At 31.0% G+C, this 12,105-nt stretch carries 13 protein-coding genes; 11 read left to right on the top strand and 2 right to left on the bottom strand.

The window, feature by feature from the left end:
- Window positions 1-77 precede the first annotated feature (77 nt).
- Window positions 78-1,043, top strand: coding sequence for an MYG1 family protein (locus tag ACVHXK_RS08775; protein ID WP_461206004.1), 966 nt, complete (start codon window positions 78-80; stop codon window positions 1,041-1,043).
- Window positions 1,044-1,148: 105 nt separating this feature from the next.
- A complete protein-coding gene (locus tag ACVHXK_RS08770) occupies window positions 1,149-1,889 on the top strand; it encodes a nitroreductase family protein (protein WP_461206003.1) in 741 nt (246 codons plus the stop codon).
- A gap of 24 nt (window positions 1,890-1,913) precedes the next feature.
- Here the strand turns inward: ACVHXK_RS08770 and ACVHXK_RS08765 are convergent, their stop codons facing one another.
- A complete protein-coding gene (locus tag ACVHXK_RS08765; protein WP_461206002.1) occupies window positions 1,914-2,594 on the bottom strand; it encodes a Crp/Fnr family transcriptional regulator in 681 nt (226 codons plus the stop codon).
- Window positions 2,595-2,691: 97 nt separating this feature from the next.
- On the opposite strand from ACVHXK_RS08765, the gene ACVHXK_RS08760 reads away from it, so the two are divergent.
- The 9 genes from ACVHXK_RS08760 to ACVHXK_RS08720 all read left to right on the top strand — a co-directional run bounded on the left by ACVHXK_RS08760 (window position 2,692) and on the right by ACVHXK_RS08720 (window position 10,896).
- Entirely contained in the window at window positions 2,692-3,111 is a 420-nt protein-coding gene (locus ACVHXK_RS08760; protein ID WP_461206001.1) for a DMT family transporter, read from the top strand.
- Window positions 3,112-3,120: 9 nt separating this feature from the next.
- On the top strand, window positions 3,121-3,573 hold the full coding sequence (locus ACVHXK_RS08755) for a DMT family transporter (RefSeq protein ID WP_461206000.1): 453 nt from the start codon (window positions 3,121-3,123) through the stop codon (window positions 3,571-3,573).
- A gap of 138 nt (window positions 3,574-3,711) precedes the next feature.
- The gene (locus ACVHXK_RS08750) at window positions 3,712-4,374 is read left to right on the top strand and encodes a DUF4363 family protein (protein ID WP_461205999.1); all 663 of its coding nucleotides are present in this window, start codon (window positions 3,712-3,714) and stop codon (window positions 4,372-4,374) included.
- Window positions 4,375-4,731: 357 nt separating this feature from the next.
- Window positions 4,732-5,574, top strand: coding sequence for an XAC2610-related protein (locus ACVHXK_RS08745; protein ID WP_461205998.1), 843 nt, complete (start codon window positions 4,732-4,734; stop codon window positions 5,572-5,574).
- 170 nt (window positions 5,575-5,744) lie between these two features.
- The gene (locus tag ACVHXK_RS08740) at window positions 5,745-6,407 is read left to right on the top strand and encodes a response regulator transcription factor (protein WP_461205997.1); all 663 of its coding nucleotides are present in this window, start codon (window positions 5,745-5,747) and stop codon (window positions 6,405-6,407) included.
- A gap of 117 nt (window positions 6,408-6,524) precedes the next feature.
- Window positions 6,525-7,727 carry a sensor histidine kinase gene (locus ACVHXK_RS08735; RefSeq protein WP_461205996.1) on the top strand — a complete coding sequence of 401 codons (1,203 nt, stop codon included), beginning with the start codon at window positions 6,525-6,527 and terminating at the stop codon, window positions 7,725-7,727.
- A 94-nt stretch (window positions 7,728-7,821) separates the two neighbouring features.
- The gene (locus tag ACVHXK_RS08730; RefSeq protein ID WP_461205995.1) at window positions 7,822-8,586 is read left to right on the top strand and encodes a hypothetical protein; all 765 of its coding nucleotides are present in this window, start codon (window positions 7,822-7,824) and stop codon (window positions 8,584-8,586) included.
- 397 nt (window positions 8,587-8,983) lie between these two features.
- Window positions 8,984-9,967: a hypothetical protein gene (locus tag ACVHXK_RS08725; protein ID WP_461205994.1), complete on the top strand. Its 984-nt coding sequence runs from the start codon at window positions 8,984-8,986 to the stop codon at window positions 9,965-9,967.
- A 119-nt stretch (window positions 9,968-10,086) separates the two neighbouring features.
- Window positions 10,087-10,896, top strand: coding sequence for a hypothetical protein (locus ACVHXK_RS08720; RefSeq protein WP_461205993.1), 810 nt, complete (start codon window positions 10,087-10,089; stop codon window positions 10,894-10,896).
- 71 nt (window positions 10,897-10,967) lie between these two features.
- On the opposite strand, the gene ACVHXK_RS08715 is transcribed toward ACVHXK_RS08720, so the two are convergent.
- Window positions 10,968-11,921, bottom strand: coding sequence for a D-2-hydroxyacid dehydrogenase (locus ACVHXK_RS08715; protein ID WP_461205992.1), 954 nt, complete (start codon window positions 11,919-11,921; stop codon window positions 10,968-10,970).
- Window positions 11,922-12,105 lie beyond the last annotated feature (184 nt).

The following is a 12,105-nucleotide window of genomic DNA, read 5'->3' as shown; positions in this document are numbered from 1 at the left end:
TTTGTTATTTTTATATTAGAAAAGTGATATAAATGGAATTATACAAAAATAGAAATTAGAAGGTAGTTGATATTACATTGAAAAAAAAATTTAAGAAGATAGGAACTCATGATGGGAAATTTCATGCTGATGAAGTAATGGCCACGGCTATTCTTAATGAGATTTTTGAAATAGAGTTAACAAGAACAAGAAATAAAGAAAAATTAAATGAATTGGATATAGTTTATGATGTCAATGGTGGAGAATTAGATCATCATAATGTAGACAAAAAACTTAGACAAGATGAGATACCATATTCTTCTTGTGGCCTTGTATGGGAAAAGTTTGGACGTGATGTAATTCAGGTTAAAGCTCAAAATTTAAAGGAAGATGAAATAGAGGATATTTTCAATTATGTAGATAGAAGTTTAGTTGAAGGAATAGATGCATTAGATAATGGTGTGTGGATAGATAAAACAGAAATTCCTTTGATGAATATTTCTACAATTTTATCAGGATTTAATCCGTTATGGTACGAGGATAATAATGAAAATGAACAATTTAATAAAGCTGTTGAATTTGCTACAGCTATATTAAATAATAAAATAAATTTTAAAATATCTGTGCTTAAAGCAAAAGAAAAAGTAATAAAAGCTTATGAAAATAGGGAAATGAAACAAGTTTTGATAATTGATACATATTGTCCATATATAGATGCCCTTAAAGAAGTTGATAAAAACGAGGAAATACTATTTGTAATTTTCAAATCAAAAACTAATTATTTATTGCAAGCTGTACGAGGAAAAGATGGAGAGGACATAAAAAAACTTCCAGAAACTTGGGGGGGTAAAAGAGAAGAAGAACTTGCGGAAGTGACAGGAGTAAGCGACGCAGTATTCTGTCATACAGGAAGATTTATCGCCGGGGCTGTTTCATTAGAAGGAACTAAAAGATTAGCACAAATAGCTATTTATGAACCTATTGAATCTCGTAAATCCGAAAATATAATGGATAAAATCATAAAAGGTGTAAGAAAGGTTTTTCCTAACAAGAGAAGTTCGTGATATAAGTAATAAAGAAAATATTCAAGGTTTTTAATTTTATAGTAAGATATTTGTTGTAAATAATAATAACGGTAAAATCACGATAATGCTGAGGGGACTAAGATTATGAATGATGTTATAAAACAAATAAAAAACAGAAAATCAGTTAGAGTATTTGAAAATAGAATAATCGAAAGTGATGTAAAAAAGGAAATATTACAAGCTGCTATTGAAGCTCCAACTGCAGGGGCAATGATGCTTTATACAATACTAGATATTACAGATGAAACATTAAAAGAAAAATTAGCAATAACTTGTGATAATCAACCTTTTATTGCTAAGGCACCTTTAGTCCTTGTTTTCCTCGCAGATTATCAAAGATGGTATGATTCTTTTAGTTTTGAAGATTGTAATCCAAGAAATCCATCAGAAGGAGATATTCTACTTGCTTGTGCTGATGCTATAATAGCGGCTCAAAATACAGTGGTAGCTGCAGAATCATTAGGAGTTGGCTCTTGTTATATTGGTGATATAATTGAAAACTGTGAAGAAGTAAGAGAATTATTAAATCTCCCAGACTATGTTTTACCTGCAGCAATGGTGGTTTATGGTTATCCCACTAAGGGACAAAAGAATAGGAAAAAACCAGCTAGATTTGAATATAAACATATAGTTTTCGAAAATAAATATCACAGATTAACTAAAGAAGAGCATGTAGAAATGCATAAAGAAAGAAACGATAAGAGAGGATTTATTGATAAAGATATTAGCGATGACATAAAAGCTTTTTGCAACAGAAAGTATATGTCTGATTTTTCATTTGAAATGAATCGTTCAGTAGCAGAATACCTTAAGAAATTTAAGTGAACAATAGGGAGGTGTACTATCTCCCTATTTATAGAGTTCTCCAGCAAGAGCTACAAGAGCTTCCAAATCTATTATTTCAATTCTTTTTTTACTACTCTTAATAATTTTCTTTTCATTTAATCCTTTTAAGGTTCTAGATAAATGTCTATAACTTGTTCCTAAAAGTTCAGCTATATCAGAAAAAGAAGAAACTAATTCAAAAGATTTCTCCCCTGAAGAAATATGATACAGATAACTTGCTAGTCTATTCTCTAGAGGATATAAAATATTAATGGAGCTAATATTTGATAGACTATTTAATTTATCACTTAAATTTGAGCAAAGATATCTAAGAAAGGTAGTGTCATCAAGACAATACTTATTAATATCTTCAATAGAAATACTAACACAGAAGGTATCTGTTAGAGCTTCTACATTTGTCTGGTAGTGAGTCTTCTTTAGAAGTTCTAAGTCGCCGAAATTATTAAAAGGCTCGTAAAATTTTAAAAGAAAAGATTTCCCATTCTCTAGTAGAATATACACCTTTGCATTTCCCTCAACTAAGAAATAAAAATTCAATATTTTTTCTTCATAACTGCAAATATAATCTCCTCTTTGAAAATGATAAAGTTCAGCTTTATTTAAAGCCAGTGGAGGAACTATTTTGTCGATTTCATATTGATTTATATAAGTATTTAATAGGTTGGTATTGTTAATTATTCTCATTTGAATTTTCCTCTATTAAATAGGACAAATGTCCTAAAGATATATTTGAAACTATGATAACTTATTATTTGTAGAAAGTAAAGTAGGGGGTAAATATATGTTTAAGGGATTGGCTGTTTTTGATGGAATGTTAATTTCAATAATGATTATGATAAATGGATTATTAGCAATAACTATAGGTGATTATGATTCATTAATAGTTATTCATTTAGTTGGACTTGTGATGATTACTATAATTATACTTATAAAAAAGAAAAAAATAAGTTTGGTAAATATATCATTTATATTGATGATGGGAGGAGCAGTTGGAGTATTTACTGTGTTTTCCAATAATATCTGTGTAAGTGAATTAGGGTTAACTTTAACTTTAGGTCTTGGGCTTTTAGGTCAAATAATTGTTTCTTGTTTTGTTGACCATTTTGGTTTATTTGGTGTTAAAAAATATAAATTTATACCTAAAAAAACTTTTGGTATTTTATTAATGTGTATTGGTATTTTTGCAATGATAAAATTATAGGGGGCATATATGTATATACTATTAGCGTTAGTAACAGGCGGAACTGTTATAATTACAATAATTTTGAATGCTAAACTAGCTGAAAAAGTTGGAATACTTGCGAGTACATTTGTGAATTATTTAGTAGGATTATTAGGCTCTATACTATTGTATGTTGTTATTAATAAAGGCTTTGGCCTGCAGTTATTACAGCTTAACGATATTCCTTTACTATATTTAACTGGTGGATTATTTGGAGTAGCGATTGTTATGATGAATAGTGCAATACTACCTAAAATTCCAGTTGTTTATACCACTATTTTAATATTTTCAGGTGAACTTATTATAGGAATTTTTATGGATTATTTTTATTTTAATCAAGTTCCTACAGGTAAAATTATTGGAGGAGTTTTTATTCTTTTGGGAATTTTATATAATATGAAGGTGGACAAGGCACAGGGCATTATAGATGTTGCTCCTTAGATTTTGTAGAGAAATAAGTTGAATTTAATTTATTGATGAAAAAATTATCGTATCAATTAAAGAAGCTATTCATAAATCAAAGGCCTACGGGGAAACCTAGTATTATTAGGAGTGACAGTCCTAGAGGTGGTGATATATATGAATGAAGCTCTAGTGGTTCTTTTTAGAGGAATTATAAGTTTCTTCACACTTTTAATTTTTACAAGAGCCTTAGGAAAACAGCAATTAGGTGAGATATCATATTTTGATTATATATTGGGGATTACTATAGGAGCTTTTGCTGCTGAGCTTACTGTTGATTTAAGTAGTACAGCATGGCCACATTGGGTTGGTTTATGCACTTGGACTATTTTGGGTATTTTAATGCAGTATATTTCTCTAAGGTCTATTAAAATTGCTAAGTATATCAACGACAAACCTATAATTGTAATTCATAATGGAAAAGTATTGGTAGAGAGTCTAAAAGAAATAAAATTCACTTTTCGTGAGATTCTAGAACAACTCAGATTTAAAGATATCTATGATATTAAAGAAGTTAAAGATGACGTAAAGGGTACTATTACAAGAGTAGAAGAAAATATATTTAATGAACAATGGCATCAAGCGGAAAAGGATATAGATGATTTGCAACAGGCGTGGACAATAGTACAAAATAGAATCCAATTTGTTACTGAAAAGAATGTATTAGAAGAAATGAATGGTAATATATCTAGACTTCAAGGAGCTATTATAGCCCAAGATAGAGCAATGGCAATTATAGAAATAAGTGAAATAAAATTGATATGGAAAGAATTAGGCTAGAATTTATTACTCTTAGATAGATATACATAGTATACTATATAGTCCTTTGATTTCCTAGTACATAGTAATCTTCTAGCGATATATAGCTAGAAGATTTTATATGTTATTCTATTAAAGGATTTTTAGTGTTTAGGAATTGGTTTATGTTTTAGATGAAGGTTAATAAATGAGAAATGCGTATTCTAGTAATTCTTCTGAATTCTACACTTTGACATTTAACAAGAATCCTTTATGATGGTTACACATGATGCAAACTTTTTCATAGTTACATTATTGTTACATTCTCGTGCTATAATTCAGCTATAGTAAAAATAAAAACAAAAATATAAATAAAAATAAAAAGAAAAGAGGAAATATATGAAAAAATTAAGTATTATGGTTATGATCGTTATGATGGTTGGTACATTAGCTGCATGTGGAAATAATAGTGACAATGTAGATTTAACTGCGGCATCTAATTGGGATGAGGCAATTGTAGATTTAGAAGGACCTACAACAGAAGAGGTTGATAAAGAAGTACCTGAAACAAAAGAAACTGAAACAAAAGAGTCTCCAGACGAGGTGGATACAAAGACACCTGAAAAAACAGAGGTAGTTACAATAAACTCAAACTCTGATAATACAGGAGGGGATGTGACATCAAGTGAAGAGTTGAGCGGCGAGGCAAAGGTTAGCGAGAATGAAGATGGAACACTTACAGTGGATTATGTAATTACGGCTAATGATGGAACTACACACAGCTTCAGCGAGAAGCCTGATTTCAATAAAAGTTGGTATGAAATGTATAAAGAAGCTGGTGGAGAATTATACGAGTTTACAGATTTTAATTTCGATGGTCAACCAGATATCAGAACTCAGCAATATGGTGCAATGGTAAACCAGTACTATAACATTAGAATTTGGAATGCTAGCATAGGTGAATTTGAATTGAATCAAGATTATATGGCACTTTCTAATCCAGAGGTAAATGAGGAGAAAAAACAGATTTTTACTACAAATTATGACCGTGGTTTAGGGAACTACAGCCTATATGAAGTAAAGGACGGAGTTCTTACAGAAATTGCTGCTATAGAAGTGGAAATTAATAATGATGGATCAATTGGATATACTGAAACTATAGGTGCAGGTGAAGGCAAAACAATCACTTCAGTCTCTGAGATAGACAGTATCTGGGAAGGCTACAAGGTAAATATTCAGTAATATGGTTAAACCACAAAAGGTAAGTTGAACTAAACTCAGCAACAATATCTACTGCAGATTGATACATTCTGACGCTATATATTGTTGTTGGAGGTCAACTAAATTACTTTTTGTGGCATAACCGTAATAAATATTTTGAAAAGAAAAAAACTTGAAACGAGAGGTAACTTATGGCTAGAATTCTGATAGTTGAGGATGAAAAATCCATAGCAAATCTGATAAGGTTATCATTAGCAAAAGAAAGGCACACCTGTGAGTGTGCCTTTGATGGCAAGGTGGCATGTGACTTGATAGAGGAGCATAATTATGATTTAATGCTTTTGAATATTATGCTACCCTATGTTGATGGTTTTGAGGTAATGGAATATGCTAAAACAATACCGATTCCTGTAATTTTTCTTACAGCTATGGACACTACCGAAAACAAGGTAAAAGGTCTTAGAATGGGTGCAGAGGATTATATCACTAAGCCTTTTGAAATAGCTGAGCTTATAGCTAGAGTGGAAAATGTTTTGCGACGTGGGAAAAGTGTTCGAGTAGTATATAATATTTATGAATTAAAAATCGATGTTGATAAAAGACTTGTTACAAGGGACGGTGAGGTGATAGCATTGACAGAACGAGAATTCGACTTGCTTACTTATTTTATAGATAATATTGAAAAGCCATTAACTAGGGAGCAAATATATGAAGAGGTATGGGGTGGTGAATTGAATGCTGAAAGCCGAACTGTAGATATGAGCATAAGAAGACTTAAAAAGAAACTTGGTTGGGACAAAGAGCTTGTCAGTGTTTACAAGTTAGGATACAGATTGCAAAAAAATATTGGTTAAAACTTGTGAGGTATAGTAATTATGAAAAATTATTATCGAATATACGGTGTATTGATGCTTCTGGTCACTGCAGTTTTTATTTTTTTTGAAGTAAGTTCGCTGAGCTTGAGCTTCCAAATGTCTCTTGAGCACGAGACAGAAGTTAATCAAGAGGCAAATCTACGTTTTGCAAATATGCTGAAAAACTCAGTGGATATGCTTAATGATACCAGTGTTGTTAACGACGAAGAAATGATGGTATACCTATGTGACAGCATATATCGTGGTATGGAAAATCATAAGGCTATATATGTGGTTAGTGATGAGGAAAAGAATATTTATACTAGCCGTTTGTTTGATATAAAAGAGAGTGATGTTTCAGAATATGGAAGTTCTGACGAATGGTATACTGAATATTTTGAAAGTGGTGACAAGCACTATATGCAAATTACCAATCCTATAGAATCTGCCGGTAAAACCTTGTATGTACTAACAGTATCGGATATTTCAAGTGTTTACATAGAACGAGTTGAGTTGCTTAGTCGCTATAGAATTATTGTGGTTACTGTATTTATATTGCTAGCATTAGGCATGTATATTCTAACTAGAAGTTTTGAAAAAAATATACGAATTTCTGAGGAAATGAAACAGATTGAGGTTGCTTCAAAAAGGCAAGAGGAATTTAGTGCTTCCTTTGCACATGAATGCAAAACTCCGTTAACCTCAATCATAGGTTATTCTGATATACTTCGTACTATGGATTTGAGTGAGGATGAGCAGAAAGAATCTATAGAGTATATTTTTGAGCAGGGCAAACGACTTGAGAGACTTACCAAGCAAATGATGATGCTTTCTAATTTGAGTGAAGGTGAAATTGCAAATAATAATGTAGAGGTTACTGTTCTCATAGATAATGTATTAAAGGTTGAAAATGAGCAAATGAAGAAGAAAAATATTGAATTCACAGTTTCAACAGAAAAAGGAACTATACTAGGTGAAAGTGATTTATATCAGTCAATGCTTACAAATATTCTTGATAATGCGCGTAAGGCCTGCGAGGAAAACGGTAAAATTGAGTTCACCGGCAAAAGTAAGGGAAACTACTATGAAATTACGGTTGTTGATAATGGATGTGGTATGAATGGGGAGACTATAAAAAAGATGACAGAGCCGTTTTATATGGCTGATAAGGCGCGTACACGGCGAGAAGGTGGTGCGGGACTTGGTATGGCTATAGTGGGAAAAATAGCAAAAATCTTTGGTGTTGAAGTTGAAGTACAATCCGTATTGGGTGAGGGTACGACAATAGCACTACTTATTCCTAAGTCACGGGAGGTGTAATATGAGAAATAGAATACATAGTTTTAGCAGCGTTACTGTTCTTATTTTGTTACTTGTGGTGACAATCTTTGCACCGTCGGTGTTTTTTAACATATTGGACAATGTACGCGAAAATCAAATTATAGTAACTCAAAAAGATAAAGATACTAATACTTCAGAGAATAGTAATAACGAACTTGGTAGCCTTGAACAGGCTATGCGGCTCATTGACAATTCGGGTTCACAAAATATGCTTGCTATACAAAAGAAGAGGATGACTGACAGTGAATTGAAAGGACTTGAACTTGAGCTTAGTAAGCTACATAATAGTGGACTGATTGAAGGGATTTCGCTAACAACTCTTGCTAATAATATTGTTTATGTGGCGTACTATAATGTAATTAATCCCACTTCGGAGGAGCTAAACGTAGATACACTCTCTGTAAAAGAATACAAATTCAGTGATTATGGCAGCTTTGAGTATAGTTTCTGGGTGGACAGCGAAAGCGGCAAAATCTACGAGGTGACTCTTATAGACGATAATTTAGATTTTGCTTTGTTCAATATAGACTATATGAACGGAGTTAGGGAATACTACGGTATTGATAATATCAGCCCACTTGAATTGAAGGAAGATAATCACATAAAGCAGTTCCAAATTAGTATAGATGATTATCAGACAACATCATATTATAGCGAATTTTCAATCTACAATCCTTCCACTGGAAGTTTTGTTACAAATAATAACGGAATTAATTGGAGCGTATTCTCAACGTCGCTTACGGAAAATACAGTGATACCACTTAAGGAGACTAATGCTTTTAAGGGAATTCATGTGGCGATTTTATATACTATGATGAGAGTGGACAATAAAGCTTAGCTAAATATTGATTGATTTATGTTTACTTGATAAAAAACACTTCAAAATGAAGTGTTTTTTTTATGGTTAATTTTATTTGGGGTATATAGAGTTTCTCTAAAAATTAATAAGAGAAACTCTAGTTAATGAAAAATAATTATCTTAAACATATTATATCGTATACATTGTTTATTGTCAACAATATGTAATAAACAAAGTTAGTTTTATTTAAATCTTTCTACTATTAGGGTGATTTAGGATTTTTTATTTTAATTATTGCCCACATGGCTAAAAAAAAGTGAAAAGTGGCTAAATTAAAGTGACTAGTAGTGAATGGTATTAAACATATTTCAATACTACAATAAATATAATAGTAAATAATAGTAAATATTATAAAAAAGGAAGGGAGGATTTTAACATGAGCAAATCGCATAAAATTGATTTTAAACTTTTCAGAATTGTAGCAATTGTTATAATTTTATCATTTTCAGTTTTGGGATGTGCTGCAAAAGAAGAAGCAATTGAAAAAAATAATGATAATAAAGAAAGCATAATGAATAGTGAAGAATTAAATGCGACAGATGAATTAGAAGAAGCAGTAAAAGAAATTGAAGATAAAGAAGAAGATACACTAAAGAATTCAGATATTGTTAAATGTGGCGAAGAATACAATGCAGGGGACTTGAGCTTTAACATTATCGAAGCAAAAATAGAAAATAAAGTTTTAATAATTAGTATGGAGGTATTTAATAATTCAGGAGAAGATATAAACTTTTCACCTATGGATAGATTAACAGTTTTTAATGAAAATGGTGAAGAATGTTCTTGGAATATGATGGTCGGTAAATTAGGTGGACTTATAACTCCAAACAATAAAATTGTAGGTGAAACTGGATTTGATATAGCAGATATGGAAACAGATAATTACGTACTACATATTGGAGAATCTTTTGAATTTAAGCCCGCTATAGAAATTTCTAGTAGTGATATAGGTAAAGCGTTTACTGAAATTTTTGAAGGCGGTGACCTAGAATCTGAGTATACTATTGGTGTTCCAGTAGAATCAGAAGGATTTGATATGCTAATTACTAAAGCAAGTGTTAAACCAAGCGATAAAGAAGGTCAGGAAATTGTTTTAATAGAGCTATCCATGACTAATAATGATACTGAGTCACATGCTTTAGCATTTGAGATAGGTGGAGTTTATACTGCTTCTGGTACTGAGTTAAAAGCTGCATATAATGATTGGACATTTAGAAATTATGATATAGAGAGTAGTGAAACTGCAACAGGAATAGTATCTTATTACTGCGATGCAGGAAATAAAGATTTTTATATGGTTGTAAAACCTGATGTTAATGATTTTAGCAGACAAGAAATAATCACATTTTCATCAAAATAAGGTGACAAGATTGAAATTCCATATAACAGGGATTATAAAACAAAAAATGAACTTGAGCCAAGACGAATTTTTGTTGACGTTTTGTGTCTTAAAAATAGTGAAAAGAAGGGATAATAATTATGAAAAATAAAATATTTGCATTATTAATTATTTGCTGCTTATCTGTAACACTTGTAGCTTGTAGTGAAAAGGAAAATGAAAAAGCTGAAGAAGCAAACCAAACTAATGTAGAGGCAGAAGTATCTAATGATGATGCAGAACCTGTAGAGGAAACAGAAGCAGAAGAAAATGAAACTGCAGAAGAAACATCAAATACGGAAGAAGCATCTAATGATTCTGACTTAGTTAAATCTATGACAACAGAAAGACCACAAACACTTAGAATAGTATCGGAAATAACTGCATATAATACAACAACAACAATGACTACCTATTACGATGGTGATAAGTCAAAAACTGAAATTGACGTTCCTAATATGCCTAAAAGTATATTAATACATATTCCTAATCAAGAAATTATGTATCAATATGTATACGGCGAGTCAACTGGTATAAAAATCACTGGTGCAGATAGAGAAAAAGCTGAAGAAATGGGACTAATGGCAGATACTTCTCTATTAACAGCATTGCAAAATGGTGAATCTGATGATGTGACAGCTAAAAGAGATTTTCTTGATGGCGAAGAAGTCATCTATATAGAGGCTACACAATCTGACGAAGATATGGGAGAAATGCTTGTAAAAATGTGGTATTCAGAGAAATATGCAACACCACTTAAATATGAAGTATATGCAGGAGGAACTCTTATGACTCAATTAAATGTTACTAAAATAAATGACAATGTAAATTTTAATGCTGATACATTTATGCCACCTAGTGATGTTCAATTTCAAGAGGTTGATATAGACGCTATGATGGATATGTGGTAAGAAGTATAAAAATAATGAAAAAAGCCATTTAAAATAACTTAAAGAGTTGTTTTAATGGCTTTTTATTATAACTAATATCCTCTATTTAATTTGTATTCATTTTTAAGGGCTTTTCCATCAATAAAGGCTTTAATATTTGGTTTTATAACTTCATATAGTTTTTTTGTATAATTAGCAGTTGGACCTGCTATATGTGGAGTAATTATAATATTGTCTAAATCCCAAAGAGGGTTATCTTTTGGCAAAGGTTCCTCTGCAAATACATCCGAAATATATAGTTTAAATTGATTGTTTTTTAAGGCTAAGTATAAATCATCTTCATCTACAGTTTTTCCTCTACCAGCATTTATCATAGTGCAAGTTGGTTTTAGCATATCAAAATATTTTTTATTAACAATATTTGCAGTGTACTCCGTTGCAGGAAGTAGATTTACAATATAATCACAGTTTTCAAAAAACCAATCCATATTGTCTTGAGTGAATACTTTTTCTACAAAGTCAACTTCTTCAACAGTTCTTTTAACTCCGTAAACCTCCATACCTAGAAAATGAGCTGTTTTTGCCAGGTGCTGGCCGATGGATCCAAGACCCAGTATCCCTAATTTTTTACCACTAATTTCATCTTGAGGACTTATGTTCCAACGTTTTTCTTTTTTATCTTTTTCAATTATAAATTTGTTAAGATTTCGAGCAGATACTATCATCATACTGATTATATACTCAGTTATATGAGATTTATGGGCTCCTCTTGCTGTAGTTATTACAATATCACTATTCTTATTATTGATTTTAGTTAAAGGTAAAAAATCAACGCCTGCTGTCATTGCTTGAATCCATTTAAGTTTTTCTGCTTTAGCTAGTGCTTCGTCAGAAAGCTTAAAAGTAATTAGTGCATCTGCATCTTTAATTTCCTCTTTTATTTTATCTTCTTCTTTTTCGAATACAAAATGTGCTTCCTTGAAATCTTCTTGCCATTGATAAAAAACGTTTTCATTAAATGGTTTAGCGTTTACTAGTATTTTCATATAAATCTCCTTTTGTTAAGATTTTTAAATATAAATTTCTCTAATGTTGAGATAAACTATTGGCAATGTAAAAATTATATTAACAATATTATACCTAGAATATTATTGGTTATCAACAATATAGAACATATAATATGATAAAAACAATAGAAAAATGTTAAATTAATTAGGGAAAAAGTGAATA

The sequence above is a fragment of the Clostridium sp. DL1XJH146 genome (assembly GCF_054819755.1).
Note: the sequence above shows the minus strand (reverse complement) of the source record. Positions and strands in the feature narration are given on the sequence as shown.

Coding starts and splice junctions, on each gene's coding strand:
- ACVHXK_RS08735 (WP_461205996.1), top strand. CDS start 6,525: ATGTCTCTTGAGCACGAGACAGAAGTTAATCAAGAGGCAAATCTACGT.
- ACVHXK_RS08760 (WP_461206001.1), top strand. CDS start 2,692: ATGTTTAAGGGATTGGCTGTTTTTGATGGAATGTTAATTTCAATAATG.
- ACVHXK_RS08745 (WP_461205998.1), top strand. CDS start 4,732: ATGAAAAAATTAAGTATTATGGTTATGATCGTTATGATGGTTGGTACA.
- ACVHXK_RS08740 (WP_461205997.1), top strand. CDS start 5,745: ATGGCTAGAATTCTGATAGTTGAGGATGAAAAATCCATAGCAAATCTG.
- ACVHXK_RS08755 (WP_461206000.1), top strand. CDS start 3,121: ATGTATATACTATTAGCGTTAGTAACAGGCGGAACTGTTATAATTACA.
- ACVHXK_RS08765 (WP_461206002.1), bottom strand. CDS start 2,594: ATGAGAATAATTAACAATACCAACCTATTAAATACTTATATAAATCAA.
- ACVHXK_RS08720 (WP_461205993.1), top strand. CDS start 10,087: ATGAAAAATAAAATATTTGCATTATTAATTATTTGCTGCTTATCTGTA.
- ACVHXK_RS08770 (WP_461206003.1), top strand. CDS start 1,149: ATGAATGATGTTATAAAACAAATAAAAAACAGAAAATCAGTTAGAGTA.
- ACVHXK_RS08725 (WP_461205994.1), top strand. CDS start 8,984: ATGAGCAAATCGCATAAAATTGATTTTAAACTTTTCAGAATTGTAGCA.
- ACVHXK_RS08715 (WP_461205992.1), bottom strand. CDS start 11,921: ATGAAAATACTAGTAAACGCTAAACCATTTAATGAAAACGTTTTTTAT.
- ACVHXK_RS08750 (WP_461205999.1), top strand. CDS start 3,712: ATGAATGAAGCTCTAGTGGTTCTTTTTAGAGGAATTATAAGTTTCTTC.